This window comes from Streptomyces roseoviridis (assembly GCF_039535235.1).
GTDB lineage: Bacteria > Actinomycetota > Actinomycetes > Streptomycetales > Streptomycetaceae > Streptomyces > Streptomyces roseoviridis.
Map to the genome: position 1 here is coordinate 4,242,515 of NZ_BAAAWU010000001.1, position 26,327 is coordinate 4,268,841.

Consider the following 26,327-nt stretch of genomic DNA (forward strand, 5'->3'; position numbering starts at 1 on the left):
GCCGCGCGGCCTACTGATTGGCCGCCGCCACCGACGCCACGGCCTCCTTCGCCGCCTTCAGCGCGCCATCCAGGATCCACTTGTCGGACGGCGTCTTCGCGCCCGCGTAACCGGCCCCGTTGAACGACAGCAACACCACCACGTTGCCCGTCCGCGCCACCACCGAGGCGTACTTGAAGTCCTCGTCCGTCTTGCGCAGCTCGAAGGCCACCGACTCGGCCTTGTCGCCGATCCCCGGCGCGGCCACCGTCCGCAGCTTCTTCGCCCCCGGCGTCGCCTGGACCTTCGCCAATTCCTTGGTGTAGCTCTCCGCCGCCCGCTCCTGCCCACTGCCGAGCGTCGCATCCGACGCGTACCGGTAGAAGGACACGTCGAGCCAGCGGTACTGCGACCCCTTGACGCCCTTGTCCTCCAGGCCGTTCCACGCACAGCCGCCACGACTCGTCACGTCACTGGACGCCGCGGCGGTGCCGTTCTTGTTCTTCGCCTTCGGCACCAGCGTCTCGATCGTCTTCGCCGAGATCGCCTTGCACACCTCGGGAAGCTTCGCGTACCGCGCCGGCTCCACCGCCTTCGTCGACTGCGACGGCGTCGGCGTCGCGGAAACCGACGACGACGCGTCCGACGAACCGGACCCCTTGTCACCGGAATCCGAACCGGACGAACAACCTGCGGCCACAAGCATCACCGGGACGGCGGCACAGGCGAGAATGCGGGAGAATCGCGGGGCTGATCGCTGCATGGTTCCTTCAGTCGCTTGGGCGGCGCACGGCCGGGCGGCCGGGGGTACGCCGACACGTTACGCGCTCCGCCACACCACCCGACGGCCCCCGCGAAGCGCACCCGGACGCCTACTCCTCCAGCCGGTCCGCCAGCAGACGCGCCAGATTCCGGGTCTTTTCCTGCAGTTCCTTGCTGTCCGGAGCCTCGGCCGGAGCCACCGTCTGCTCCTCGTACTGAACCGTCACGATCACGTTCGATGTGCGGAACACCACGCTCACCAGACGCTTCGCCCCCGACGGACCGGCGCTCTCCAGGGTGTCGTCCAGGAACGCGACCTCACCCAGACCCTCGAGTACCCGCGACTCCAGACCCGTGGTCGCGGGCGGTGCCGGAGTGGTCGCCGGGGTGGACGGGTCGGTCGAGGCGGGCGGAGCGCTCGGAGGGGTGGTGTGAGGCGCCCGAGGCGCGTGAGCCGGCTGATGACCGGCCGGCGGCAGGGCCGGGGCCGTGGACGAAGGCCCCTTCGCCCCGCCCGGGCCCGTCGCCCCCGACGCGGGCGCCGACGACGGCGGCACGGTCGGGCTCACCGGCGCCACACCCGCGGCCGACTGCTTACGGGCGTACACCTCCTGCGCCCGCGCGTCGTCACTCACCGCCGGGTCGTAGGAGACCACCCGCTCGATGTCGAGGGTCAGCCGGTGGACGGCGTCAGGCGCGTCCGACCTCCAGCTGCACCCCACCCGCCGGTCCGTGTCGAACGTGGCCGCAGCGACACCCCGGTACACCCGGGCGCGCTCCGGCTCCGGCAGGGCGGCGGCCCCCGGCAGCAGATCCTTCAGCGTGGCCGCCGGCACCGCCCCGCAGGGCTCGAAAAGCGTCCGGTAACGACCGGGAGGCGCGGCGGGAGCCGCCGGACCCGCCTTCGAGTCGACGGCCTCGGTGTCCACGGCCGCGCCGGAGGAGCAGGCCGTCAGGCCCATCCCGAGCCCCAGGGCGAGGGCCGCCGCCGAGAGGACCGCGGACCCGGATCGACCGGTTGCGTACGCCTTGCGCTGCACGATCCCAGGCTCCCTTCTCCCGGAGGAATCCCCCGAAAAACTGTTTGCTGCCCCAAGGGGCGCGGTGAACACAATGTGTATCGCACGCATGGCCGTTGATGCCGGTCCGCAGTCACCTGTACGGGCTTTGGCTCCGGTTTTTGCGTTATCGGACTTTCTGGGGGAAGTGGGTAGGTATGTCGTACGTGGAGGTACCGGGCGCGAAGGTGCCGATCCGGATGTGGACGGACCCGTCGTCCGTCGAGGACGGCGCGATGCGACAGCTCCAGAACACGGCGACCCTGCCGTGGATCAAGGGCCTGGCGGTCATGCCGGACGTGCACTACGGCAAGGGTGCGACGGTCGGTTCGGTGATCGCGATGGAGGGCGCGGTGTGCCCGGCGGCGGTCGGCGTGGACATCGGCTGCGGCATGTCGGCGGTCAAGACGTCGCTGACGGCGAACGACCTGCCGGGGGATCTGTCGCGCCTGCGGTCCAAGATCGAGCAGGCGATTCCGGTGGGTGCCGGCATGCACCGGGAGATGGTGGATCCCGGGCGGCTGTACCAGTTCCCGACGGCGGGGTGGAGCGACCTGTGGTCCAGGTTCGACACGGTCGCCGATCAGGTGAAGTTCCGCCGCTCCCGCGCCGAGAAGCAGATGGGAAGCCTCGGGCAGGGCAATCATTTCGTAGAGCTTTGTATCGATTCATCCGGTTCGGTGTGGCTCATGCTGCACTCCGGCTCCCGGAACATCGGCAAGGAGCTCGCCGAGCACCACATCGGTGTGGCGCAGAAGCTTCCGCACAACCAGGGCCTGGTCGACCGTGATCTCGCGGTGTTCGTCGCGGACACGCCGCAGATGGCGGCGTACCGGAATGACCTGTTCTGGGCTCAGGAGTACGCCAAGTACAACCGGGCGATCATGATGGCGCTGTTCCAGGAGGTCATCCGCCGGGAGTTCCGGAAGGCGAAGGTGGCCTTCGAGCCGGTGATCTCCTGCCACCACAACTACGTGGCGGAGGAGCGGTACGAGGGGATGGACCTGCTCGTCACGCGCAAGGGTGCGATCCGGGCCGGCTCCGGGGAGTACGGGATCATCCCGGGCTCCATGGGGACGGGTTCGTACATCGTGAAGGGGCTCGGCAACGCGGCCTCCTTCAACTCCGCCTCGCACGGCGCGGGCCGCCGGATGAGCCGCAGCGCGGCGAAGCGCCGCTTCTCGACGCGGGACCTGGAGGAGCAGACCCGGGGCGTGGAGTGCCGGAAGGACTCGGGCGTGGTGGACGAGATCCCGGGCGCCTACAAGCCGATCGAGCAGGTCATCGAACGGCAGCGGGACCTGGTCGAAGTGGTGGCGAAGCTGAAGCAGGTCGTCTGCGTGAAGGGCTGAGACCCGGGCTCCGCGAGGTGGGGGGCGTCGGCCTCGGGCGCCCGAACGGTCAGAGTTCCCGGTGGACCTTGGTGTTGCTGGCCTGGGCGCGGGGGCGGACGACCAGGAGGTCGATGTTGACGTGCGGGGGGCGGGTGCAGGCCCAGGTGATGGTGTCGGCGACGTCGTCGGCGGTGAGGGGTTCGGGGACGCCGGCGTAGACCTTGGCGGCCTTGTCGGTGTCGCCGCGGAAGCGGGTGGTGGCGAATTCCTCGGTCTTGACCATGCCGGGGGCGATCTCGATGACGCGGACGGGGGTGCCGACGATTTCCAGGCGGAGGGTTTCGGCGAGGACGCGGGCGCCGTTCTTGGCGGCGACGTAGCCGGCGCCGCCCTCGTAGGTGGCGTGGCCGGCGGTGGAGGAGACGACGACGACGGTGCCGTCGCCGCTCGCCGTGAGGGCGGGAAGCAGGGCCTGGGTGACGTTGAGGGCGCCGATGACGTTGACCTCGTACATGCGGCGCCAGTCGTCGGGGTCGCCGGTGGCGACGGGGTCGGCGCCGAGTGCGCCGCCGGCGTTGTTGACGAGGACGGCGAGGGTGCGGAAGGCGGTGGCGAACTCGTCGACGGCGGCGCGGTCGGTGACGTCGAGGGGATAGGCGGTCGCCTGGTGGCCGGCTTCGTTGATCTCGGCGGCGAGGGCTTCGACGCGGTCCTTGCGGCGGGCGGTGAGGACCACGCGGTAGCCGGCGGCGGCGAGCTGTCGGGCGGTGGCCGCGCCGATGCCGCTGCTGGCTCCGGTGACGACGGCGATGGGGGTACCGGCGGCGGTCATGGCGTGCTCCTGGCGCGTGGGGTCGGTGGTCGCGGTGGCCTGGTCAGGATAGGGCGGGGTCGGGTCAGTGGCCGCGGGGGGCGTACATGATGACGGCCATGCCGGCGAGGCAGACGAGGGCGCCGGTGATGTCCCAGCGGTCGGGGCGGTAGCCGTCGGCGATCATGCCCCAGGCGAGGGAGCCCGCGACGAAGATCCCGCCGTAGGCGGCGAGGATGCGGCCGAAGTGGGCGTCGGGCTGGAGGGTGGCGACGAAGCCGTAGACGCCGAGGGCCAGGACGCCGGTGCCGATCCAGATCCAGCCGCGGTGTTCGCGTACGCCTTGCCAGATGAGCCAGGCGCCGCCGATCTCGAAGAGGGCGGCGAGGGTGAAGAGGGCGGCGGAGCGGGCGATGAGCATGGAGGCAGGGTGGCACGGGGACACGCGACTGACGGATAGTCAGAAGATATGGGTCGTTATGGGTATCTTCGGGGCATGACTGTGATGCGCAAGGCGCTGCTCGGCGCGGCCCTGACGGCTGCCCTGGTGACCGGTACCTCCTCGGCCGTCGCCGCGCCGGCGGAGGCGGACCTGGCCCACCACGGCCATGTCTCGCTGTGGGACGGGCGGATCGGTGTGTGGCTGGTCAGCGAGAACCACGGGCCGTCGCACGTGCCGGAGGCGACGGTGCGGCTCGCCTTCTCGGAGCCGATGGCGGGCGGGCAGGTGTTGCCTCCGGCGTGTCTGTGGAGCAGTGACCGGGTGGTGTCGTGTCGTACGGGTGAGCTGCGGGCGGCCGGTGCGGTCGGTGAGCTGGCGCTGGATCTGCGGACGGCGGGCCGGCCGGAGGAGCTGACCGTGGACATCCGGACCGTGTGGCGGGACGGGGTGGCCGACGGCAACCCGCGCAACGACCGGCACCGTGTGCTCGTCCTGGCGACCGGTGACCCGTACGTCTTCTGAGCGGGCTCTCAGGTGTGGAGGGGGGCGGTGTAGCCGTCGGGGCGGACGAGGAGGGTGTCGCGGCGCGCGGGGTCGGCCCAGGTGGCCCGTACCGCCCGGGTGGGGGAGACGGGGGCCGTGGGGGGCAGGGCCGGGCTGGCGCCGTCGGGGGCGATGAGGACGAATTCGCCCTCGCGGAGGAGTTCGTAGAGCCGGCCTTCGCGCAGGTCGTGGTCGGGGGCGCGGCGGGCCGTGGGGCCGTAGGAGAGGCCGATGCCGCTGATCTGGCCGACGACGCGGTCCACGGCGGGGCGGAGGGCGCCGAGGAGTCGGGTGGCCACGGTGCGGACGGCTCGCTGGAGGGGGGTGTGGGCGATGGCGAGGCGGATCAGGGTGCCGCTGCTGCGCAGGACCAGGGTGCCGATCGGGTGTCGTTCGGCCTGGTAGCTGTCGAGGAGGGCGTCGGGGTCGGGGGCCTCGCCGCGCAGGACGGCGGTGAGTTTCCAGGAGAGGTTGGCGGCGTCCTGGAGGCCGGTGTTTCGCCGCCGCCTCCACCTTCGAGCTGGAGCTCCCGGAGCTCGGCGCGCTGCCCGCACGGCACGCCGGTGCCACGCTCGTCGCGCACTTCCTCGACCGCTGGGAGCGCGACGAGGTCCTGACCGGGCTCCTGCGGGTCGGCGTCACCAACGAGGCCGGGGCCGAACGGATGCGGGCGGTCTTCGCCGAGCAGCTCGGGCCGATCACGGCGGGCCTGTGCCCCGACCCCGCCGACGCGCCGCGCCGGGCCGGCCTCGTCGCCTCCCAGATCCTCGGCATGGCGCTCACCCGCTACGTGCTGCGCCTGCCGCCGCTCGTGGAGATGTCCCGCGAGGAGATCGAGGCGTGGCTCGCGCCGACCGTGCAGCGCTACCTGACCGCCCAGGCGCCGTAGACCCCGCGACGGCCGGCGCCGGCGACCCGCGGCGGCGTACGTCCGCGCACGGCCCGCGGCGCGTCCCGGCGCCCGCGGACCCCCTCACCCCTCAGCGGGCGGCCGCGCCGCCGAACTCGCGCACCGCGTCCGTGACGATCGCCTCCAGGCGGGCGTGGTGGGCGCCCCGCCAGTACACCCGGGCACAGTCGGTGCACCTGGCGAAGACGTCGTAGGTGTTCTCCGTGCCCTTCTCCAACTGCTCGCGCACCGCGTCCTTGTCGGCGTCCGCGAGCCGCCCGTTGCACGCCGTGCAGCGGGTCCAGGGCGCGAGCGGCGGCGCGAAGCGTTCGAGCACGTCCCGCAGCTGCTCCTCGGGCCGGTCGCTGTAGACGTACGCACCCGCCCACAACTCCCGGCGGCGCAGCAGCCCGCGGTCCCGGGACAGCATCACGCGGCGCTCCTTCGCCGACAGCGCGGCCAGGGCCGGGTCGCCGATGTCCTCGCTCTCGTACGCCGCGTCCACGCCGAGCAGCCGGAGCCGGCGCGCCAGGGTCCCGAGGTGTACGTCGAGGAGGAAGCGCAGCGGGGCACCCGGGACCGGCTGGGGGCGCACGACGGCCTCCACCTCGACCGTCTCGCCGGCCGAGGGGACGTGCGAGGGGTCCACCGGCCGTCCGTCCACCAGCAGCCGCCCCGCCTCGGTCAGCGGCACGCCCAGCGACTCGACCACATGGCCGAGCGACGAGACGCCGTCGGTCGCCACGGACGTGCGGCCCGCACGCCGCTCCGCCGGGACGAAGAGCCGCAGGCCCGGGGCGAAACTGATCTGGATCTCCGGTCCGTTCACGCACACAGGATGGCACCCGGTGCGCCGGGGCGGCCAGGCAATTCCGCTGCCACGCCCCGGCCGTTCCACCCGCCCCCTCCGCGCACCCGCGGCCCGCCCCGGGCGGGCGGCCGGCCGCACGGTACGGTCCCGGCATGAAGATCATCGACCTCGCGCCCGGCGACCCGCGCCTGGAGAGCCGGCTCCTGCCCGTCCTGCGCGAACTGCGCCCCCACCTCACGCCGGAACTCTTCCGCGAGGTCTACGCGAACGGACACGCGCAGGGACTGCGCTTCAGCGCCGCGTTCGCCGACGCCCCGGCCGTCGACGGAGCGGACAGCGGAACGGACGGAACCGACGGCGTCTGCGTCGGAGCGGCCGGCTGGCGGATCGTCGTCAACACGAGTTCGGTGAAGAAGCTGTACGTGGACGACCTGGTGACCCGGGAGACGGCCCGCTCCACCGGTGTCGGACACGCCCTGATCGCGCACCTGGAAGCGCACGCCCGGGAGGCCGGCTGCTACGAGCTCAGCCTGGACTCCGGTACCCACCGCACCGGAGCCCACCGCTTCTACCTGCGGGAGCGCTTCGACATCGCCGCCTTCCACTTCACCCGGGAACTGAAGTCCCTGCCGGAGCAGCCCCTTCCGCGGTGAGGGCGAGCCGCCAGGCGTTGCAGCGCATCGGCCGGCCCGGCGGGTACTCGAAGTCCCGCTCCCCGAGGAGGGTGAAGCCGGCCTTGCGGCACACCGCGTTCGAAGGGCCGTTGTCCGTCGACGGGAAGGCGTAGAGGTGACGGAACCGGCCCTCGGCCCGCGCCCGCTCCACCACCGCGCGCGTGGCGGCGGTCGCCACGCCCCGGCCCTGGAAGCCGGGCAGCACCGTCCACCCCGTCTCGTACACCGGCTCCCCCTCCCACGCGCTCTCCCAGAAGCCGATGCTGCCCGCCGCCGTGCCCTCCGGCAGCAGCACGATGCGGAACATGCCCCCCGGGCGATCGGCGTCGGCGCTCAGCGCCTCGTACCGCCGCTGCCGCGCGAGCAACCGCTCCTCGCTCTCCGGGCCGCCCAGATGGGCCGTCAACTCCGGTGAGTTCACCGCCTGGAGCAGGCCGAAGTCGTCCGCTGACCACGCCTCCAGGCGGACCGCCCCACCGCCTGGCCCGCCATCCGTCTCGCCGCCCGTGTCCATGGCCACACCCTAGGCCCGGGGTCCGACAACGCCCCGGCGCAGCGGGCGGGTCGGGCCCGGCGGGGGCGGGCAGGCCCTCTTGTGCGGGTCGGGCAGGCGCTTCAAGGTGGGCGGGGAGAGGGAGCTTTCCGGCCGGGAGGAGCAGCCGCATGACGGACGCGAAGGGCACGGGCGGGGCGGGCGAGGAGAAGGGCGCGGGCGGTACGGGCGGCGCGACCGGTACCGGCGGTGCGGGCGGTGCGGATGGTACGGGCGGTCCCGGGGATTGGGCGTTCACGGACGACCTGGGCACGGACCTCACGGCCGCGCGCCGGCCGGAACGGGTGGTGGCCTACGTACGGGCCGGGGCGGCCCTGCTCGACCTGGGGGTACGACCGGTCGCGGTCTACGGCTCCGGGCACGACGCCGATCTGCTCGACCCGGTCAAGGCGAGCGGTCTCGCGGCGTCGGGCGTGCCCTATCTCGGCCCCGGCGGGAGCCTGGAGCGGAACCTGACCGAGGCGCGGATCCGGGAGCTGGGCGGCGTCGACCTGATCGTGGACGTGACGTACGACGGCAAGAGCCCGTACGCGGTGGACGGGGCGCTCGCCGAGCGGCTGGGGGTGCCGCTGGTCGCGCTGTCCGTCGGCGGTGAGCTGCCGCTGGCGGCGATCGTCGACCGTTTCGGTGCGCTCGCGGGGGCGCTGGGCGCGAACGGCGGCGGGAGCGCCGGGCGGTTGGGCGACGCGGAGGCGTCCGTGCGGGCCGCGGCCGGGCGGACCGGCGTGAGCGTCCTCGCGCTGTCCGGCGCCGGCCCGGAGCAGGTGCACCTCGCGCGCCCGCACGCCTGGCCGGAGCTGGCCCGGCTCGCGGAGCTCGGTGTCCGGTTCGTCGACCCGGGGCCGGGTCCCGGCGCGAGCTGGCTGACCACCGACTGGGAGCACGCCGTCGGGCTCGGCCCGGACCTGGTGCTCTTCGACAGCCGGACCAACGCGGTGCCGCCGCACGCGGTGCCGGCGGGCGCCCGGCTGGTCCCCTGGAACCCGGAGACCCCGCCCAGCCCGGCCGCCTTCGCCCGGTTCTTCCAGGACCTGGCGGCGGCGCTGGAGGACGAGGGCCGGGAGGAGCAGCTGTCACCCGCACAGCGGTGACTCCGTGGACCGGCCGGACGGTGCGGGGTGAGGGGTGAGGGGCCGGGAGTCGCGCGGCTACGGAAGGCGGGCCCGCAGCGAGTGCGCGAACTCCTCCGCCCGGGCCAGCTGGGCGCGGAGTTCGGCGACGCGTTCGGCGGCGGCCTGCTCGTAGCAGCGGACCCGGGCGACGAGGGAGGCGCGGGCGGCCGGGTCGAGTTCGCCCGGGGTGTCCGGGACGTCGGCGGCGAGGCGGTCCACGGCGGTGAGGAGGTCACGGGTCTCGTCGAGCGTGAAGCCGAGGGGCTTCATCCGGCGGATCACCATCAGGCGGGCCACATCGGCGTCCGTGTAGAGCGGGAAGCCGCCCTCCGAGGCCGCGGACGGGACGACGAGGCCGCTGTCCTCGTACTGGCGGATGGTGCGCAGGGACAGTTCCGTCCGTGCCGCGACCTCGCCGATCTGCATGGGGCGCACCGTGCTGCCGCTCACCACAGGGTGGTCCTTCCCTCGTACCCGCACATCACATCCGATTTGTCTCACTTCATCACTTATGAGCACCGGAAGTGCGGTGAAACGCCTACGGAGGGCGGCGGAGGGCCCGTTCAGCGGCTCGTGCGGTGGCCCGTGCGGAGGACCCGTTCAGGGCTCGTGCGGCGGGGGCCCGCTCACGGCCACACGAGGCAGTACGGCTGGTGTCCCGCCTCGTGCAGGCGGTGGCTGAAGTCCTGCCATTCGTGGAGCAATTGGTACACGTTGAAGGCGTCCTGCGGGCCGCCGCGGTCGGGGACCGTGGACCAGATGAAGGCGGCGGCGCCGACCGACTCCTCGCCGATGCCGCGCAGCGGGTCGACCACGGTCATGGGCAGCTTCACCACGGCGTAGTCCGGGTGCAGGACGACCAGTTCGAGCGGGGGGACCTTGTGCAGGGGCATGCCCTGGATGCCGGTGAGGACCATCGCGGCTATGGTCTCCGGCTTGATCTTGGTGAACATGCCGCCCATGCCGAGCTCGTCGCCGCCGAGCTCCTCGGGGCGCATCGAGATCGGGACGCGCGCCGCCGTCGCTCCGTCGGGCGCGCCGAAGTACTTGTACGTCACCCCCAGTCGGCCCCTTCCGCCGTTGCCGCCGCCCGCGGCGCTTCCCGTGCTCGCGTCACCCGGACCGCCCAGGCCGCCCAGGCCGCCCAGGCCGCCCAGACCGCCCAGGCCACTCACCCCGCTCGCGCCGCCCTGCGGCGGGCCTTCGGCCGGACCGGCCTCGTGGGCGCGGGCGCGGCGGGCCCGGGACCTGGCCACGCGGGACGACGCGTCCTGGTCCGGCTCCCCGGCCGGCGCGTCGGGAGCGGCCCGGGGGTCCGCGGCACGGGAGTCGGCGGCCCGGTCCGTGGGCCGGGCGTCGGCAGCACGCGCCTCGGCGGCCCGGGGCTCCGGTGCGCGCGGCTCGGGCCGGGGGTCGGCCGGCTTCGGCTCGCCGCCCGTCCTCGGCTCGTTCGCCCTCGGTTCTTCCGTCCTCCGGCGCCGGTGCCTCCCCCGCCGGACAGGCTCGGGACCCAGGTCGTCAGTCCCCTCGCCCGGTCCGCCACCGCGATGCATATCTCCACCCGACTGCTGTTCCAGACCGCACGTCCGCGCGTCCGACCGCGCGGTCCGATCATCGTGCCAGTGACCTCCCCCGCGCTCGTGCGGTGAAACACCTGTCCGCAAGATCGCCGTGGCCTCTGACACCATGGATTCCGTGAGCCATCCCTATGACGCCCCAGTTTCGCAGACGCGGAGGACGAACGCCCTGGTGTAGTCCACAGGATGCCCACACCGTCCTCACCCGTCCCCGTCCCTCTTCCCCGCCCTTCCCCGTCCTCTTCCGTCCGCTCCTCCGTACCCGACGTCGTACTCGCAGGTCAGGATCACAGTGCCGTATTCATACGAAGCCCCAGTCTCACAGACGCTTTTCGACCGCGCCTCCCTTGTGACGCCCGGCGGCGTGAACTCTCCGGTGCGAGCCTTCCGGGCCGTGGGCGGTACGCCCCGGTTCATGGTGTCCGGTACCGGTCCGTACCTCACCGACGCGGACGGTCGCGAGTACGTCGACCTGGTCTGCTCCTGGGGGCCGATGATCCTCGGGCACGCGCACCCCGAGGTGACCGCGGCGGTGCAGGAGGCCGTGGCGCGCGGAACCTCGTTCGGTACGCCGGGTGAGGGCGAGGTGGCGCTCGCCGAGGAGATCGTCGCCCGGATCGAGCCGGTCGAGCAGGTGCGTCTGGTGTCCTCCGGCACCGAGGCGACGATGTCGGCGATCCGCCTCGCCCGCGGCTTCACCGGCCGCGCCAAGGTGATCAAGTTCGCCGGCTGCTACCACGGCCACGTGGACGCGCTGCTCGCCGCGGCCGGCTCCGGTGTGGCGACCTTCGGCCTGCCCGACACGCCCGGTGTGACGGGCGCGCAGGCCGGGGACACCATCGTGCTGCCGTACAACGACCTCCAGGCGGTGCAGGAGGCGTTCCACCGCCACCCGGGCGAGATCGCCTGTGTGATCACCGAGGCGTCGCCGGGCAACATGGGAGTCGTCCCGCCGCAGCCGGGCTTCAACCAGGGCCTGAAGGACGCCTGCGCGAAGAACGGCGCCCTGTTCATCTCCGACGAGGTCATGACCGGTTTCCGCACCTCGCGGGCCGGCTGGTACGGCATCGACGGCGTGAAGCCGGACCTGATGACCTTCGGCAAGGTCATGGGCGGCGGCTTCCCGGCGGCGGCCTTCGGCGGTCGCGCCGACGTGATGGGCCACCTCGCCCCGGCCGGACCGGTCTACCAGGCGGGCACCCTCTCCGGGAACCCGGTCGCCACCGCCGCCGGGCTCGCGCAGCTGAGGCTGCTCGACGAGGCCGCGTACGAGAAGGTGAACGCGGTCTCGAAGGAGATCCAGGGCCTGGTCACCGAGGCGCTGGCCAAGGAGGGCGTGGCGCACCGGCTGCAGACCGCGTCCAACATGTTCTCGGTCTTCTTCACCTCCACCGAGGTCCGCGACTACGAGGACGCCAAGAAGCAGGAAGCCTTCCGCTTCAACGCCTTCTTCCACTCGATGCTGGCGGACGGCGTCTACCTGCCGCCGTCGGCCTTCGAGTCCTGGTTCGTGTCCGCCGCGCACGACGAGCGCGCCGTGGAGCGGATCGCCGCCGCCCTGCCGGCCGCCGCCCGTGCCGCCGCGGAGGCGACCGCATGAGCGAGAACGCCACGGCGGGCGGGGCGAGCGACATCACCGTCGTCCACCTGATGCGGCACGGCGAGGTGCACAACCCCGACGGGATCCTGTACGGCCGGCGCTCCGGCTACCACCTGTCGGAGCTGGGCCGGCAGATGGCCGACCGGGTCGCCGAGCACCTGGCGGGCCGGGACATCACCCGGGTCGTCGCCTCCCCGCTGGAGCGGGCGCAGGAGACGGCGGCGCCGATCGCCAAGACCCACGGCCTGGAACTGGTCACCGACGAGCGGCTCATCGAGGCGGGCAACGTCTTCGAGGGCAAGACCTTCGGCGTCGGGGACGGGGCGCTGCGCAAGCCGGGCAACTGGAAGCACCTCACCAACCCGTTCCGGCCGTCCTGGGGCGAGCCGTACATCGAGCAGGTGGTGCGGATGATGGCTGCGCTGGACGCGGCGAAGGACGCGGCCCGCGGACACGAGGCGGTGTGCGTGAGCCACCAGCTGCCGATCTGGATCGTGCGCAGCTTCGTGGAGAAGCGCCGGCTGTGGCACGACCCGCGGCGCCGGCAGTGCACGCTGGCCTCGCTGACCACGTTCACGTACCAGGGCGACAGGATCGTGTCGGTCGGCTACAGCGAGCCGGCCCTGGACCTCGTGCCGGCGCACCTGCGCGCGGGCGCCAAGCCGGTGAAGGGGAAGGCGAAGGCCTTCGGGGCGTAGCCGCGTCCGCCCGCCGAGGCGGAGGCGACGGATCCGGTCCGGGGCGTAGACGCCGGGCCCGGACCGGGAGTAGAAGACCCCCAGGGGCGGTCGGACGATCGTGAGACGTCCGGCCGCCCCTTGAAATTTCTGTGCGAATTCCTGGAACCTCCGTGTTCCTCCCCGCATCTCACTCATTGTCGGTTTGGATGATGTTCGGGTCATGTGTCAGCGCGAATGGGGATGTCATGCGCGGGATCAATCGAAGGAGTCTGCTCGGGGCGGGGGTCGGCGCCGCCGCGGCCCTGGGGCTGGCCGCCTGCGGCGGTGACGACCAGGGCAAGGCGGGGCCCTCCGGGCCCGGCAAGGGCGGTGACGCCACGGGCCGTCCGACCGCCCCCGCCACCCCCACCCAGGACGCGGGCCGGCCGATCGGCGACGGCTCGACCGCCGACACCGGCAAGCAGCCGCACCAGCCCGACGCCCCCGTGCCGCTCGAACCCGGCCAGACCCCGCCGCAGTTCGTGATCTTCTCCTGGGACGGCGCCGGCGAGGTCGGCAACGGTCTCTTCCCGCGCTTCCTCGAACTGGCCAAGGCCCACGACGCGGCGATGACGTTCTTCCTCTCCGGCATCTATCTCCTGCCCGAGTCGAAGAAGCACCTCTACCGCCCGCCGAACAACCGCGCCGGCGCCTCCGATATCGGCTACCTCACCGACGACCACATCAAGGACACCCTGAAGTACGTCCGCCAGGCGTGGCTCGAAGGCCACGAGATCGGCACCCACTTCAACGGCCACTTCTGCGGCGGCTCCGGCTCCGTCGCCCACTGGACACCCGCCGACTGGCAGAACGAGATCGACCAGGCCGTCGGATTCGTCACCCGGTGGAAGACCCACAGCGGCTGGACCGACCTCGACCCGCTGCCCTTCGACTACACCAAGGAGCTCATCGGCGGCCGCACCCCCTGCCTGCTCGGCCAGGACAAGCTGCTGCCCACCGCCAAGCGCCTCGGCTGGCGCTACGACGCCAGCTCGCCCGGCGGCCGCCAGACCTGGCCGGTCAAGCGCCAGGGCATATGGGACCTGCCGCTGCAGGCCATACCCTTCCCCGGCCGCTCCTTCGAGGTCCTGTCGATGGACTACAACATGCTCGCCAACCAGTCGAAGAACTCGACCAAGGGCATGCCCTCGCGCTATCCCGGCTGGCGCAAGCAGGCCACCGAGGCCTACCTGGCCGGCTTCCGGCGCGCGTACGAGTCCAACCGCGCCCCCTTCTACATCGGCAACCACTTCGAGCAGTGGAACGGCGGCATCTACATGGACGCCGTCGAGGAGGCCCTGAAGGGCATGGCCGGCAAGAAGGACGTCCGGCTGGTCTCCTTCCGCCAGTTCGTGGACTGGCTGGACGTCCAGGACCCGAAGATCCTCGCCAGGCTCCGTACGCTGGGGGTCGGCGAGTCCCCGGCCGGCGGCTGGAACGCCTTTCTCCGCCCCGCGTAGCCGTGCCCGGCTTAACCGATCTTGACAAGGGGCGTTACGGGCACGTAGGGGGGTGCCCAAGATCGGCGAAACGCCCATGCGAAACTTTTCACATGAGTCCTAGCCGCGCACCCCGCCGCGCCCTGCTCACGGCCGGAGCCCTGGCCGCCGCGCTCGCGCTGACCGCCTGCAGCTCCGACTCCAAGGGCAAGTCGGGCGGCGGCGGCGACACCAACTTCGTGACCAACACGGGCGGTATCGCCACCGTCGCCAAGGGCGAGCGCCAGGCCCCGAAGAAGATCGCCGGCGAGACCCTCGACGGCGAGCACCTCGACGTCGCCGACCTCAAGGGCAAGGTCGTCGTCCTCAACCTGTGGGGCTCCTGGTGCAGCCCCTGCCGGGCCGAGGCGCCGCACTTCGCGAAGGTCTCCAAGGAGTACAAGGCCAAGGGCGTCGAGTTCGTCGGCCTCAACACCCGCGACTCCGCCAAGGACAAGCCGATCGCCTTCGAGGCGGACTACGGCATCACGTACCCGAGCCTCTACGACCCCATGGGCAAGATCGTCCTCCACGGGTTCCCCAAGGGCTCCCTGCCGCCCCAGTCCATCCCGTCCACCATCGTGCTCGACAAGGACGGCAAGATCGCCGCGCGGTCCCTCATGGCGCTCGACGAGGCGAAGCTGAAGTCCATGATCGACCCGCTCGTCGCGGAGAAGTGACGTGAACGAGACGGTCTTCAGCGGAGCGCTCCTGCTCGCCCTGCCCATCGCCGTGCTCGGAGGACTCGTCTCCTTCTTCTCCCCGTGCGTCCTGCCCCTGGTCCCCGGCTACCTCAGCTACGTGACCGGCGTCACCGGCACCGACCTCGCCGAGGCCCGCCGCGGCCGGATGGTCGCCGGGGCCGGGCTGTTCGTGCTCGGCTTCTCCGCGGTCTTCGTCTCCGGCGGCGCCCTCTTCGGCTACTTCGGCTGGACGCTCCAGGCGCACCGGGAGGTCCTGACCACCGTCCTCGGCATCCTCATGATCGCCATGGGCGTCTTCTTCCTCGGCCTCATGCCCTGGTTCACCCAGCGCGAGTTCCGCTTCCACAAGAAGCCCGTCACCGGCCTCGTCGGCGCGCCCGTGCTCGGCGCGCTCTTCGGCATCGGCTGGACCCCGTGCATCGGCCCCACCCTCGCCTCCGTGCAGGCGCTCGCCGCCGAGCAGGCCAGTGCCGGCCGCGGCGCGCTGCTGACCGTCGCGTACTGTCTCGGCCTCGGGCTGCCGTTCGTGCTCACCGCCGTCGCCTTCCGCAAGGCGCTCGGCGCGTTCGCCTGGGTGAAGAAGCACTACACGTGGGTGATGCGGACCGGCGGCGGGATGATGATCCTCACCGGCGTTCTGCTCCTCACAGGTGCGTGGGACAGCATGGTGTCCACGATGCAGGGCTGGTCCAGCGGTTTCACGGTGGGGATCTGAGAGTTGTCGAGATGAGCAAGACCGAAACTGACACGCACGACATCGGCGAGGCCGGCGACCGGCTGTCCACCGCGCCACGCGAGGACGGCTCCGACTCCGGTGGCGGCGCCGTCGGCGGCCCCGTCCTCGGCCCGGTCGGCTGGATCCGCTGGTTCTGGCGGCAGCTGACCTCCATGCGGGTCGCCCTGATCCTGCTGTTCCTGCTCTCGCTCGGCGCGATCCCCGGCTCGCTCATCCCGCAGACCAGCGCGGACGAGCTGAAGGTCCAGCAGTTCAAGGACGCCCACGAGACCCTCACGCCGGTCTACGAGAAGCTCCAGCTCTTCGACGTCTACGGCTCGGTGTGGTTCTCCGCGATCTACATCCTGCTGTTCGTCTCGCTCATCGGCTGCATCGTGCCCCGCACCTGGCAGTTCGTCGGCCAGCTCCGCGGCCGCCCGCCGGGCGCCCCCAAGCGGCTCACCCGGCTGCCGGCCTACACGACCTGGCGCACCGCGAGCGAGCCCGAGCAGGTCCGCGAGGCCGCCCTCGCGATGCTCAGGGGACGCCGCTTCCGCGCCCATGTGGCAGGTGACGCCGTCGCCGCCGAGAAGGGCTATCTGCGCGAGACCGGAAACCTGCTCTTCCACGTGGCGCTGATCGTCATCCTCGTGGCCTTCGCCGTCGGACAGCTCTACAAGTCCGAGGGCGGCAAGCTGATCGTCGAGGGCGACGGCTTCTCCAACACGCTCACCCAGTACGACGACTTCAAGTCCGGCTCCCAGTTCTCCACCGAGGACCTGGCCCCGTTCAGCTTCAGCCTGGACAGCTTCACCGGCACGTACGAGAAGAACGGCCCCCAGCGCGGCACCCCCCGCACCTTCGAGGCGGCCGTCACCTACGCCGAGAACGGCGGCCCGGACAAGAAGGCCGTCATCCGCGTCAACGAGCCGCTCCAGGTCGGCGGCTCCAAGGTCTATCTGATCGCCCACGGCTACGCACCGGTCATCACCGTGCGCGACGGCCGCGGCAAGGTCGTCAGCAGCGGCCCCGTACCGCTGCTGCCGATCGACAACAACATCACCTCGACCGGCGCGCTCAAGGTGATGGACGGCTACCGCGACCCGTCCGGCAAGAAGGAACAGCTCGGCTTCCAGGCGTTCTTCGTGCCGACCTTCGCGGGCGCGGGCAAGGGCACGATGTTCTCCCAGTTCCCCGCCCTCGACTTCCCCGTCCTGGCGCTCACCGGCTACCACGGCGACCTGCGCGTCGACTCCGGTCTGCCGCAGAACGTGTACCAGCTCGACACCTCGAAGATGAAGCAGTTCGCGGTCGAGGGCGGCACCGGCAAGGCCAACCGGCTCCTGCCGGGCGAGACCATGACACTGCCGAACGGCGCCGGCTCGGTCACCTTCGAGAAGGAGATCAAGGAGTGGGCGAGCTTCCAGATCTCCCAGCAGCCCGGCAACGGCCTCGCCCTCGCGGGCGCGATCGCCGCCATCACCGGACTCGCCGCCTCGCTGTTCATCCAGCGGCGCCGGATCTGGGTGCGGGCCGTGAAGGGGGCCGACGGCGTCACCGTCGTCGAGATGGCGGGCCTCGGCCGGAGCGAGTCCGCCCGGCTGCCCGAGGAGCTGGCCGAGCTCGCGGCCACGCTCCACACCGAGGCGCCGACCGCGCCGGAACCCGCAGAAGAACCTGCCGAAGAGTCCGAAGGGGCTGAGAAGTGATCCTCGCCGCCGCGACCAACGAGAGCCTGGCGCAGATGAGCAACACGCTCATCTACTCGTCCATGGCCGTCTACACGCTGGCCTTTTTCGCCCACATCGCCGAGTGGGTGCTCGGCAGCCGCAGCAAGGTCGGCCGCACCGCCGCCGCGCTCACGCGGCCGGACACCGCCGCGGCCCCCGCCGTGACCGTGCGGGGCACGACGGCGGGCGGCGGCACCGCCGTCCTCGACAAGCCGAAGGTGGTCACCCGTTCCGCGGCCGGCGCCCGGGACGTCCCGGACGGCCCCGGCGCGGCCGGCGGCACCGTCAAGGGCGACCTGTACGGCCGGATCGCGGTCTCCCTGACCGCGCTGGGCTTCCTCGTCGAGGCGGCCGGCGTGGTCACCCGCGCGCTGTCCGTGCAGCGGGCCCCCTGGGGCAACATGTACGAGTTCTCCACCACCTTCTCCACGGTGGCGGTCGGCGTGTACCTCGGCTTCCTGCTGTTCAAGAAGAACGTCCGCTGGATCGGTCTGCCGCTGGTGACGACCGTCCTGCTCGACCTCGGCGTGGCCACCACCTGGCTCTACACCGACAGCGACCAGCTGGTCCCCGCCCTGCACTCGTACTGGCTGTGGATCCACGTCTCCACCGCCATCTTCTGCGGCGCCGTCCTGTACCTGGGCGCCGTCGCCACCCTGCTGTACCTGTTCCGGGACGCGTACGAGAACAAGCTCGCGGGCGGCGGCCAGCCCGGCGCCTTCGCGCGCTCGGTCCTGGAGCGGCTGCCGGCCGCCGCCAGCCTGGACAAGTTCGCCTACCGGGTCAACGCGGCGATCTTCCCGCTGTGGACCTTCACGATCATCGCGGGCGCGATCTGGGCCGGTGACGCGTGGGGCCGCTACTGGGGTTGGGACGCCAAGGAGGTCTGGTCCTTCATCACCTGGGTCGGCTACGCGGCGTACCTGCACGCCCGGGCCACGGCCGGCTGGAAGGGCCGCAAGGCCGCGTACATCGCGCTCATCGCCTTCGGCTGCTTCCTCTTCAACTACTACGGTGTCAACATCTTCGTGAGCAGCAAGCACTCCTACGCCGGAGTGTGAGCCCCCGAGCGTGCGCCCCGGGGGTGAGCCCCAGGGGTGAGCCCGGAGCGTGACCCGGGCAGCCCTGCCGGCCGCTCGTGTTGGCGGGGCGCGGGCCCCCGGGCCACGCTGGAGACATGCACGCTGGAGGTACGAGCGGGATACGGCGGGGCAGGTGCGAGACCCACGACGGCGACGCGCACCTGCTGCGGTACGTGGTCGAGCTGCCGCACCCGATGGCACGCGTGTGGGCCGCCGTCGCCACGCCCGAGGGCCTGCGGCAGTGGCTGTGCGCCGCGGAGCCGCTGGAGCCGCGGCTGGGCGGGCGCGTCACCCTGCGCCGGTTCGACAGCGACGCCGTCGCCTCGGGGCGGGTGACCGCCTGGGACCCGGAGTACGTGGCCGAGTACACGGTCGATCCGCCGCACGGCCGGATCCGGTTCCACCTGGAACCGGGCCGCCCGGACGCCGCCGGGTCGGCCGTGCTGCGTTTCACGGCCGAGTTCCGCGGGACGCGGGAGGTCAAGCTGGACATGCTGGCCGGCTGGCACGAGCAGCTGGAACGGCTCCTGGACGCGCTGGACGGGCGGCCGACCGACTGGCTCGACTGGTCCGCCGACCGCCGTGAGGAGCTGCGGGAGCTGTACGCGCGGGACGACGCGCCCTGGCCGAAGTGGGTGCCGTAGGGGCCGGCGCGAACGGGGCCGCTCGCGTCCGGGACGCACGCGCACCGGGACGCACGCGCACCGGTCGCGTACGGGCCGGTGCGCTCCTGGGCGCTGGCGCGTACGGGCCGGTGCGCTCCTGACCCTGCCGCGCACCGGCCCCCGCCGCTCAGCCCCGTTTCGGCGGCAGGCAGCTCGCCGTCGGCGGGGTGCGCTCCGGCCAGGCCAGGGCGACGAAGCGCTGCTTGCCGTCCTGGGTCAGCTGCACGATCGGCACCGCCTTGTTGTACGGGTTGCCGAAGTTGTCCAAGCAGATCCAGCCGCTCGCGCCCTGCACCCGCAGCGAGCCCTTCACCTGCGGCCACTGGTTGGCGACGTCGGCGAGCTCGGGGTGGGCCGCGCCGGCCGGGGTGGCCTGGCGGATCGCGTGGACGGCGGTCGCCATCGCGTCGTACGCGACGATCGCCTGCCCGTCGGCGAGCGCGACCGGCTGCTTCGACGCGCGGGCGATGTCCGTCAGGAAGGTCTCGTACGCGACGGTGGAGCCGCCCGTCGCCGGCACCGGGCGGCCCGGCGCGGGCCGCCAGGCGTCCGGGTGGGCCAGGGCCGCGTAGCGGACGGTCAGCCGGGCCCTGAGCGCCGAGCGGTTGAGCTTGCTGTCGGCCCCCAGGTAGGAGCCCTCGTCGCCGGTGAGGATGGTGAAGGGGCGCTCGGCGCAGCCGCGCGCCCCGAGCGCGTTGATGAACTGGCGCAGCTGGGTGTGGCGGCCGGCGAAGAAGACGGTGTCGGCGCGGGTGTCGCAGATGAGGTGGGTGATCTGCCGGAAGGTGTTGGCGGTGGTGCCCTCCTCGGTGGGGTCGGGGGGCGAGGTGAACAGCTGCGGCTCGTAGGGGGCGCCTTGGAGGGAGGCGGCGAAGGCCGCCTTGAGGGTGTCGGTGTAGTGGTCGCCGGTGCGGGTGTCCTGGACGAGGATGGCCTTGGCGGCGTCGACCTCGCCGAAGTGGGCGAGGGCCTTGGCCTCGTCGCCGTTGGTGGGGGAGACGCGGGCGAGGCCGGGGAAGCGGTTGTGGCCGGGCCCGGGGCCGTTGGCGAGGTCGTCGGCGGTGATCGTGGTGCCGACGACGGCGATGCCCGCGCCGGTGAGGGCGGCGACGGCCTGCCGCACCTCGGCGGAGGAGGTGGCCACGCCGGTGACGGCACGCAGCCGCTGCGGGGCGGCCGTCATCGTCTTCAGCTGCTCGACGGTGGTCTTCCAGTGGGCGTTGCCCTTGCCGGTGTTGGCGAGGACGAGCCGGATCCTCGGGGTCTCGCTGTTGGACTCGTGGTTGGCCCGGTACTGGCGGGCGTAGGCGCCCTGGAGCTCGTGCACGACCTTGACCCGCATGCCGGGGTCGGTGGAGGTCAGCGGCAGGAGGACGGCGACGGTGGCGTACTCGTCGGCCTTGAGGGTGGCGTTCTCGCGGCCGATGAGCCCGGCGACCTCGGCGAGTTCGGGCACGCCGAAGGCGTAGCCGTCGCCGTTGACGCCGATGCACTCGTCGGAGCCGGCCGGGCGTTCGACGCCCGGCGCGCAGGAACGGTCCTCCGGAGTGGTCCAGGTCTTGATGCCGTATCCCAGCGGCACGCCGATCACGACGAGGGCGATCAGGGCGGCGAAGAGCTTCTGTCTCGGGGTGTAGAGGTAGCGGTTGCGCAGCCGGTTGGCCATCGGCTCAGACTCCGTCCTCGTCGCGGCCCGGCGGCAGCGAGGGCCGGCGCCAGGCGTGGATGTCCCTCGGCCAGTGGGTGGCCGCGTCCCACAGGGGGCTGTTGCCGGTCAGGTGGCGGCCGGAGAGCTGGCGCAGCTCGTGGGCCAGCTTCTCGGTCACCTCGCCGTCGGGCAGGGCGAGTGGATCGGTGAGCAGCCATACGGCGTGCAGCAGGCGCCGTACGGACAGGTGGAGGGCGACCGCCTCGGCGTCGAGCCCGTCGGGCAGGTCGGACGCCTGCCGGCCCAGCGCGACGGCGCGGCGCGGGTCGGGGCCGCCGTCGCCGTGCGGGTCGCGGGGATAGGGGGCGGAGGCGATGAACCGGAGCCGGCCGAGCCAGCCCACCACGTCGGGCTCGGGGAAGGTGGTCCGCAGGTGGGTCACGGCGTCCTCGACCCGCCCGAGGGCCAGTTCGTGGTGCAGTTCGTACGGGATGTTCCCGGTCTGCTCGTAGTGCCGGTGGAGGGTCTCGTGGACGGCGCGCCAGGCGGCGTGGCGCGGGTGGTCGGCGTCCTCGAAGCGCAGCCGGTGCAGCAGCAGGGCGCGCAGCAGCGGGTCGGCGACGAAGTGCTCGGGGCCCTCGGGCCAGTCCTCGGCGCGCAGCTCGTCGCGGACGAGGAGCGCCATGTCGCCGTCGCGGGACTCGGTGTGCAGGCGGGTGCGGGCCAGCAGCCGGGCCGACTCCTCGTCGTGGGCGGCGGCCAGGACGGTGAAGGGCTCCAGGCGGGGCTGCGGGAGCAGGGCGCCGAGCAGGGCGGGGGCGACGGGCACGGGCCGGGCGTCCTCGCGGAGCTCCACGGTCAGGTCGAGCAGGGCGCCGGGGGTGAGGGCGGGCCGTGAGCGGCGCGGGGCCTCGGCGGCGGCCTGCGCGAGCAGCATCACGCCGAGCGGCCGGCCGCCGGTGAGCCGGTGGACGCCGCGGGCGAGCTCGGCGGGGGTGCGGCCGGAGGGGTCGAGGCGGTCGAAGGCGGCCTGCGTCTGGGCGGCGGAGAGCGGGGTGAGCTCGACGGCGAGGATGCCGGAGGTGATGTCCCCGCCGCGCGGGGCGGGCGCCCGGTGGGCGGTCTCGGGCAGCCGCAGCCGGTGGGCGTGGCGCATGCCCTCGTGTTCGCGGACGCGGGAGGTGGCGAGGACGACGACCTTGTCGCGCCGGCCGTCGTGGCGGGCGCGCAGGATCGGTTCGACCAGCCGGCGGCCGAGCTCGCCGTGGGCGTTGTCGAGGAGCAGGACGGGCCGGCCGCGGCGGGTGCCGACCCGGGTGATGCCCTTGTACGCCTGGCCGAGGTCCTCCAGGAGCGCGCCGACGAGGAAGTCCTCGGCTTCCTGGCGGCGCCGGCCGCCCTGCTCGAAGTCGACGGCGAGCTGCTGGAGCCCGGCCTTGCCGCGGCCGCCGGCGTTGCGGTAGCTGCCGTAGAAGCCTTCGGAGCGCTGCTGGACCCGGCCGAAGACCTCTTCGAGGACGGTCTCGACGGTGGCCTCGGCGAGGAGTCCGGCGAGCGGCGCGGTGGTCTCGGCGAAGGAGGCGGCGAGCTTGCTGAGCACCTTGGTGACCCAGTTGGCGGCGGCGCCCTTGGTGGCGTCGACAGTGGAGAGCACCGGGCCGAGCCGCTGGAGGTCGCGCTGGGCCCGTTCGTCGTCCTCCTGCGTCCAGCCGATGGAGGCGACGGCGACCAGACCGAGCGAGAGCCGCGGGAACTGCACGGGCTTCGCCCCGGTCACCCGCGGGGACAGCTGCACGGCGAGCTCGGAGAGCGCGCCGGTGACCTCGGTCCAGCCGGGGCCGTGGTCGGCGGGCGGCTCGATGTGCGCGCAGTCGAGCAGAGCGAGCGGGGTGGCCCCTTTGTAGGTGTTGCGGAGCTGCTTGAGCAGGGCGGTCTTGCCGAGGCCGCGCCCGCCGGTGAACACGACGACCGGCGGGTCGTCCCCGTGCTCGTACGGCACCCGGGCCAGGCCCTCGCCGCCGAGCCCGGTCAGTCGCGCGGCGAGCCCCGTGCGGTGGAGCACCGCCTCGCGGCCGTAAAGGACCCTCTCCACCCGCTACCCCCCGTATCCCACCAGACGTGCCCCGTCACATCCCCAAGAACGAATTATCGACGGGGAGTTGGGCTTCGGCCAGGTTTTTGGGAAGGCGGCGGCAAGTCGTGCGGCTATGCGGCGGCGATCGCGTCGAGCTGCGCGCGCAGATAGGCGTGGGACTCGATGCCGTTCACCGTGGTCCCGGGGTCGCACTCGTAGAAGTAGACGAGCGACATCAGCTCCTCGGCGGGCGCGTCGGCCGGCGGCGGGAGGACCCGGTGGCGGCCGGAGCGCCAGCGGCCGCCGGTCCAGCCCGCCATCAGGTCGCCGATGTTGACGGTGAGGGCCTCCGGGTCGTACGGGGCGTCCTGCCAGCCCTCCGCCTCCGTGTGCAGCTGCAGTCCGCCCCTGCCCGCCTGCCGGTCGAGGATCGTGACCGTGCCGAAGTCGGTGTGCGGGCCGATGCGGAACTGACCCGGCGCCGGGTCTCCGACCCTTTCCCTGCCCGGGTACCAGTTGATGTTGAAGCCGAAGGTGGGATGGCCGGTGTGCCGGGTGAAGAAGTCGGCCCCCTCGCCGAGCGCGAGGCCCAGCACGTCCAGGACCCGGTCCGACAGGGCCCGCATCCGGCCCAGGTACTCCTCGACGAGCGGCCTCAGTTCCGGCACCTCGGCGGGCCAGGTGTTCGGCAGGAACCACTCGGCGTCCACCGCCGGGTCGCCGGTGGGCTCCTCCGCGGCGAAGGAGAGCGACTCCTTCAGGTCGGGCGGGGTGGCGGTGCCCTCGGCATGACCGTTGGCCTCGGCGCCGGGGCCGAGCCAGCCGCGCCCGCCGACCTTCACGGCGTACGGCTCCTTCACGGCGGCGGGCAGGTGGAAGAAGGCGCGGGCGCTCTTCCGGATCTCCGCCCGCAGTCCGGGGGAGACTCCGTGTCCGGTGACCAGCAGGAAGCCGGCCTGCCGCAGGGCGCGGTCGACGGCGGGCAGCTGATCCGCCGGGTCCCGGCCGAGGTCGATCGTCGGAAGGCTCGCCTCAGTCATCGCCGATGTCCTCGTTCCACAGTTCGGGCCGCCGGTGGACGAACTCCCGCATCAGAAGGACGCACTCGGGATCGTCGAGCACGAGGACGTCGACCCCGTGCTCGGCGAGCCAGTCGTGGCCGCCGTGGAAGGTGCGGGCCTCCCCGATCACCACCCGGGAGATGCCGAACTGCCGCACCAGGCCGGAGCAGTACCAGCACGGCGACAGGGTCGTCACCATCGTCGTCCCCCGGTACGACCGCTGGCGTCCGGCCGCCCGGAACGCGTCCGTCTCGGCGTGCGCCGACGGGTCCCCGTCCTGCACCCGCCGGTTGTGCCCTCGCCCGAGCAGCGTGCCGTCGGCCCCGTACAACGCGGCGCCGATCGGGATCCCACCCTCGGCGAGCCCGGCCCGCGCCTCGTCGAGGGCGGTGCGGAGCAGGCGGCGGGCGTGGTCGTCGTCCATGGGGGGACTGTTCCCCCACGGACGCCGAAGATCACACCTGGTCGGTCGGCAGCGGATCGGCGACGAACGTGCCCTTGCCGTGGACGGTCAGGATCAGGCCGCGCTCGCGCAGGACTCTGGCTGCTCGGCGGACCGTCAGGTAGGCGACCCCGTACTCCTCGGCGAGGTCCCGCTCGGCGGGCAGCCGGGCGCCCGGCGTCAGCTCGCCGGCCGCGATGCGGGCGGTGATGTGGTCCGCCAGGGCGACGTAGACCAGCTGGGGGCCCTGCGGGTCGAACTCGGGGATCTGGCTTCGGTCGGTCACACGGCCAACGTAAGCATCGAATACCTGTGCGGACCATCGTTGAGCTATGCAGAGCTATACATCGCTCATAGAGTCGGAGCCACAAAAACCCCGGCGGCCGTGCGACCGGCCCCGGGGCATGGCCACCAACTACACAGGAGTTGATGACGTGCGGAACCCTATCGCGCACCTGCTCATCTGGCTGCTCGTTCTGACCCTCCCACCGACCGGCAGGCACCGGCCCCGGCCGGGCGCTCGGCCTCGCCCCGTGGCACCTCCGCCTGCTCCCGCGCCGCGTCCCCGCGTCCCCGCCCCGCGGTCCCCCTACGCCCGGGAGCAGGCGATGCTCCTCGACGGCGGCCGGTCGCCCCTGGAGCGTCCCTACCTCGCCGCCGCCTCGGCGCGGGCGGTGCAGCGCAGGCGCCGGCGGGCGTTGTGGCTGGCCACCGTGGGGGTGGACGTCGACCGCCGGAACATCCACGCCGGGGCCGCCCGATGAGCCGCTGCGGGGCCCGGCGGCCCGTGATCGCGGTCGTCGAGGCGATGCGGGCGGTGTGCGCGGGCTCGGTCTGTGTGCTCGCCGTCGGGCATGGCGGCCCCCACCGCGACCGCGCGGGGGACGCGTGGTGGGTGACGCCGGAGATCGCCGACGCGGTGAGCGTGTCCCTGCTGACCCACGCCCTGGCGGCCGGGCCCGAGCCGGAGTTCCGGTCACCGCGCTGCATCGTGGGCCGGCACGACCGCTGCCGGGACCACGCGCCCCGGGACAGCGGCGTACAGGGCGTCCGTCATCTGGTGTGCGGGTGCGCCTGCCATCCCGCGCCCCCTTCCTGACCGGCCACCGACCGGTCGGGCGCAGGCCGTCGGCGCACTCACACGCCGACGGCCACCTCCTCGTACGGGAAGCGGGCGAGCGGGGCCTCCTGGTGGAAGAAGCGCTCGGCGCGGGTCATCGCCGCCGCGTCCGCCCGCACCCGGCCCGGGCGGGAACCGGTGCCCGTCAGGACGCCGCCGAAGCGCATCCGCAGGTACGCCGCCGAGTTGCTCAGGGAGGTCACCAGGCCGTCCGCGACGACGTGTTCCTCGTGGGCCAGTGCGGTCACGCCCCACAGCGTCCCGCCCGCCATGCGCTCCTTGAAGTCGGAGCCCGGCACGTTCAGCCAGCCCGACCAGTAGTCCAGATAGCGCTTGGCCTGGGCGGACAGGCTGTACCAGTACAGGGGCGACACGATGACGACGTCCGTGGCCTGCACCGTCGCGTCGAGCAGCATCCGCTCGGTCTCGCCGGCCGGCGGACCGCCGGCCTCGTGCCGGCCGTCCTGGAAGTCGGGCAGGTCCAGCCGGTTCAGGTCCACCCAGCGCTGAGGGACGCCGGCCGGGAGCCCGGCGGCGGCCGCGCGGGCCAGGATCTCGGAGTTGCCGTCCGGGCGGGAGCTGCCGAGGACGAAGAGGAACGAGCGGTCCGAGAAGTCCGGGCCGTGCGGGGCGCGCGGGGCGTCGAGGGTCATGTCATGTGCTCCGTCCGGTGGGTGGTTCCCCGGTGCCAACGGCCCCGGCCCCAAGGGGTATTCCGGCCGGCCGCTTCCGGCCCCATCGGCC

At 72.7% G+C, this 26,327-nt stretch carries 29 protein-coding genes and 1 pseudogene; 15 read left to right on the top strand and 15 right to left on the bottom strand.

From position 1 onward, the window contains the following. Window positions 1-10: 10 nt before the first annotated feature. Both ABD954_RS19260 and ABD954_RS19265 read right to left on the bottom strand, forming a co-directional pair. Window positions 11-742, bottom strand: a complete 732-nt coding sequence (locus tag ABD954_RS19260) for a DUF3558 domain-containing protein (protein WP_345487278.1) — start codon at window positions 740-742, stop codon at window positions 11-13. 109 nt (window positions 743-851) lie between these two features. Then, a complete protein-coding gene (locus tag ABD954_RS19265) occupies window positions 852-1,781 on the bottom strand; it encodes a DUF3558 domain-containing protein (protein WP_345487279.1) in 930 nt (309 codons plus the stop codon). Window positions 1,782-1,957: 176 nt separating this feature from the next. On the opposite strand from ABD954_RS19265, the gene ABD954_RS19270 reads away from it, so the two are divergent. Further along, window positions 1,958-3,151 carry an RtcB family protein gene (locus ABD954_RS19270; RefSeq protein WP_345487280.1) on the top strand — a complete coding sequence of 398 codons (1,194 nt, stop codon included), beginning with the start codon at window positions 1,958-1,960 and terminating at the stop codon, window positions 3,149-3,151. 49 nt (window positions 3,152-3,200) lie between these two features. Here ABD954_RS19270 and ABD954_RS19275 read toward each other — a convergent pair whose 3' ends face one another. Next, window positions 3,201-3,965, bottom strand: a complete 765-nt coding sequence (locus ABD954_RS19275) for an SDR family NAD(P)-dependent oxidoreductase (protein WP_345487281.1) — start codon at window positions 3,963-3,965, stop codon at window positions 3,201-3,203. Between the two features lie 64 nt (window positions 3,966-4,029). Next, a complete protein-coding gene (locus ABD954_RS19280; RefSeq protein WP_345487282.1) occupies window positions 4,030-4,365 on the bottom strand; it encodes a YnfA family protein in 336 nt (111 codons plus the stop codon). A 75-nt stretch (window positions 4,366-4,440) separates the two neighbouring features. Here ABD954_RS19280 and ABD954_RS19285 point away from each other — a divergent pair, with 75 nt between their 5' ends. Next, window positions 4,441-4,908, top strand: coding sequence for a hypothetical protein (locus ABD954_RS19285; RefSeq protein WP_345487283.1), 468 nt, complete (start codon window positions 4,441-4,443; stop codon window positions 4,906-4,908). Window positions 4,909-4,916: 8 nt separating this feature from the next. Here the strand turns inward: ABD954_RS19285 and ABD954_RS19290 are convergent, their stop codons facing one another. Then, a complete protein-coding gene (locus ABD954_RS19290) occupies window positions 4,917-5,483 on the bottom strand; it encodes an FAD-dependent monooxygenase (protein ID WP_382746030.1) in 567 nt (188 codons plus the stop codon). Between ABD954_RS19290 and ABD954_RS19295 the strand changes: the two are divergent. Continuing rightward, window positions 5,426-5,818, top strand: a pseudogene (locus ABD954_RS19295) (TetR/AcrR family transcriptional regulator); the annotation flags it as partial. The gene ABD954_RS19290 and the pseudogene ABD954_RS19295 overlap by 58 nt on opposite strands. A 91-nt stretch (window positions 5,819-5,909) precedes the next feature. On the opposite strand, the gene ABD954_RS19300 reads toward ABD954_RS19295, so the two are convergent. Then, a complete protein-coding gene (locus ABD954_RS19300) occupies window positions 5,910-6,647 on the bottom strand; it encodes a Mut7-C RNAse domain-containing protein (protein ID WP_345487284.1) in 738 nt (245 codons plus the stop codon). A 134-nt stretch (window positions 6,648-6,781) separates the two neighbouring features. Here ABD954_RS19300 and ABD954_RS19305 point away from each other — a divergent pair, with 134 nt between their 5' ends. Then, window positions 6,782-7,282 carry a GNAT family N-acetyltransferase gene (locus tag ABD954_RS19305; RefSeq protein ID WP_345487285.1) on the top strand — a complete coding sequence of 167 codons (501 nt, stop codon included), beginning with the start codon at window positions 6,782-6,784 and terminating at the stop codon, window positions 7,280-7,282. Here ABD954_RS19305 and ABD954_RS19310 read toward each other — a convergent pair. Then, on the bottom strand, window positions 7,236-7,817 hold the full coding sequence (locus tag ABD954_RS19310; protein ID WP_345487286.1) for a GNAT family N-acetyltransferase: 582 nt from the start codon (window positions 7,815-7,817) through the stop codon (window positions 7,236-7,238). The genes ABD954_RS19305 and ABD954_RS19310 overlap by 47 nt on opposite strands. Window positions 7,818-7,966: 149 nt before the next feature. Here ABD954_RS19310 and ABD954_RS19315 point away from each other — a divergent pair, with 149 nt between their 5' ends. After that, the gene (locus ABD954_RS19315; RefSeq protein ID WP_345487287.1) at window positions 7,967-8,947 is read left to right on the top strand and encodes an ABC transporter substrate-binding protein; all 981 of its coding nucleotides are present in this window, start codon (window positions 7,967-7,969) and stop codon (window positions 8,945-8,947) included. Between the two features lie 57 nt (window positions 8,948-9,004). Here ABD954_RS19315 and ABD954_RS19320 read toward each other — a convergent pair whose 3' ends face one another. Then, window positions 9,005-9,394 carry a MerR family transcriptional regulator gene (locus ABD954_RS19320; RefSeq protein ID WP_345492305.1) on the bottom strand — a complete coding sequence of 130 codons (390 nt, stop codon included), beginning with the start codon at window positions 9,392-9,394 and terminating at the stop codon, window positions 9,005-9,007. Window positions 9,395-9,594: 200 nt separating this feature from the next. Next, window positions 9,595-10,098, bottom strand: a complete 504-nt coding sequence (locus tag ABD954_RS19325; protein ID WP_345492307.1) for a hypothetical protein — start codon at window positions 10,096-10,098, stop codon at window positions 9,595-9,597. A gap of 739 nt (window positions 10,099-10,837) precedes the next feature. On the opposite strand from ABD954_RS19325, the gene hemL reads away from it, so the two are divergent. The 8 genes from hemL to ABD954_RS19365 all read left to right on the top strand — a co-directional run bounded on the left by hemL (window position 10,838) and on the right by ABD954_RS19365 (window position 19,217). Continuing rightward, the gene (gene hemL / locus ABD954_RS19330; protein WP_345487288.1) at window positions 10,838-12,145 is read left to right on the top strand and encodes a glutamate-1-semialdehyde 2,1-aminomutase; all 1,308 of its coding nucleotides are present in this window, start codon (window positions 10,838-10,840) and stop codon (window positions 12,143-12,145) included. After that, window positions 12,142-12,843 carry a histidine phosphatase family protein gene (locus tag ABD954_RS19335; protein WP_345487289.1) on the top strand — a complete coding sequence of 234 codons (702 nt, stop codon included), beginning with the start codon at window positions 12,142-12,144 and terminating at the stop codon, window positions 12,841-12,843. Before hemL ends, ABD954_RS19335 begins: the two co-directional genes overlap by 4 nt. Before the next feature lie 227 nt (window positions 12,844-13,070). Next, window positions 13,071-14,324, top strand: coding sequence for a polysaccharide deacetylase family protein (locus ABD954_RS19340; protein WP_345487290.1), 1,254 nt, complete (start codon window positions 13,071-13,073; stop codon window positions 14,322-14,324). Window positions 14,325-14,416: 92 nt separating this feature from the next. After that, on the top strand, window positions 14,417-15,022 hold the full coding sequence (locus ABD954_RS19345) for a TlpA family protein disulfide reductase (RefSeq protein ID WP_345487291.1): 606 nt from the start codon (window positions 14,417-14,419) through the stop codon (window positions 15,020-15,022). Between the two features lies 1 nt (window position 15,023). Continuing rightward, entirely contained in the window at window positions 15,024-15,761 is a 738-nt protein-coding gene (locus ABD954_RS19350; protein WP_345487292.1) for a cytochrome c biogenesis CcdA family protein, read from the top strand. Between the two features lie 11 nt (window positions 15,762-15,772). Next, a complete protein-coding gene (resB, locus tag ABD954_RS19355; protein ID WP_345487293.1) occupies window positions 15,773-17,470 on the top strand; it encodes a cytochrome c biogenesis protein ResB in 1,698 nt (565 codons plus the stop codon). Next, on the top strand, window positions 17,467-18,552 hold the full coding sequence (ccsB, locus tag ABD954_RS19360; protein WP_345487294.1) for a c-type cytochrome biogenesis protein CcsB: 1,086 nt from the start codon (window positions 17,467-17,469) through the stop codon (window positions 18,550-18,552). Before resB ends, ccsB begins: the two co-directional genes overlap by 4 nt. Window positions 18,553-18,668: 116 nt before the next feature. Further along, window positions 18,669-19,217 carry an SRPBCC domain-containing protein gene (locus tag ABD954_RS19365; RefSeq protein ID WP_345487295.1) on the top strand — a complete coding sequence of 183 codons (549 nt, stop codon included), beginning with the start codon at window positions 18,669-18,671 and terminating at the stop codon, window positions 19,215-19,217. 148 nt (window positions 19,218-19,365) lie between these two features. On the opposite strand, the gene ABD954_RS19370 is transcribed toward ABD954_RS19365, so the two are convergent. The 5 genes from ABD954_RS19370 to ABD954_RS19390 all read right to left on the bottom strand — a co-directional run bounded on the left by ABD954_RS19370 (window position 19,366) and on the right by ABD954_RS19390 (window position 24,749). After that, window positions 19,366-20,904 (bottom strand): ABC transporter substrate-binding protein, encoded by a 1,539-nt coding sequence (locus tag ABD954_RS19370; protein ID WP_345487296.1) that lies wholly within the window; start codon window positions 20,902-20,904, stop codon window positions 19,366-19,368. A 4-nt stretch (window positions 20,905-20,908) separates the two neighbouring features. Then, window positions 20,909-22,978 (bottom strand): hypothetical protein, encoded by a 2,070-nt coding sequence (locus ABD954_RS19375; RefSeq protein WP_345487297.1) that lies wholly within the window; start codon window positions 22,976-22,978, stop codon window positions 20,909-20,911. 113 nt (window positions 22,979-23,091) lie between these two features. After that, window positions 23,092-24,000 carry an isopenicillin N synthase family dioxygenase gene (locus tag ABD954_RS19380; protein ID WP_345487298.1) on the bottom strand — a complete coding sequence of 303 codons (909 nt, stop codon included), beginning with the start codon at window positions 23,998-24,000 and terminating at the stop codon, window positions 23,092-23,094. Beyond that, window positions 23,993-24,445: a nucleoside deaminase gene (locus tag ABD954_RS19385; protein ID WP_345487299.1), complete on the bottom strand. Its 453-nt coding sequence runs from the start codon at window positions 24,443-24,445 to the stop codon at window positions 23,993-23,995. The genes ABD954_RS19380 and ABD954_RS19385 overlap by 8 nt, the downstream gene beginning before the upstream one ends. A gap of 31 nt (window positions 24,446-24,476) precedes the next feature. Beyond that, the gene (locus tag ABD954_RS19390; RefSeq protein ID WP_345487300.1) at window positions 24,477-24,749 is read right to left on the bottom strand and encodes a GntR family transcriptional regulator; all 273 of its coding nucleotides are present in this window, start codon (window positions 24,747-24,749) and stop codon (window positions 24,477-24,479) included. A 322-nt stretch (window positions 24,750-25,071) separates the two neighbouring features. Here ABD954_RS19390 and ABD954_RS19395 point away from each other — a divergent pair, with 322 nt between their 5' ends. Next, on the top strand, window positions 25,072-25,227 hold the full coding sequence (locus ABD954_RS19395) for a hypothetical protein (protein WP_345487301.1): 156 nt from the start codon (window positions 25,072-25,074) through the stop codon (window positions 25,225-25,227). Continuing rightward, window positions 25,224-25,562: a hypothetical protein gene (locus ABD954_RS19400; RefSeq protein WP_345487302.1), complete on the top strand. Its 339-nt coding sequence runs from the start codon at window positions 25,224-25,226 to the stop codon at window positions 25,560-25,562. The genes ABD954_RS19395 and ABD954_RS19400 overlap by 4 nt, the downstream gene beginning before the upstream one ends. A 38-nt stretch (window positions 25,563-25,600) precedes the next feature. On the opposite strand, the gene ABD954_RS19405 is transcribed toward ABD954_RS19400, so the two are convergent. Next, on the bottom strand, window positions 25,601-26,236 hold the full coding sequence (locus tag ABD954_RS19405; protein ID WP_345487303.1) for an NAD(P)H-dependent oxidoreductase: 636 nt from the start codon (window positions 26,234-26,236) through the stop codon (window positions 25,601-25,603). Window positions 26,237-26,327 lie beyond the last annotated feature (91 nt).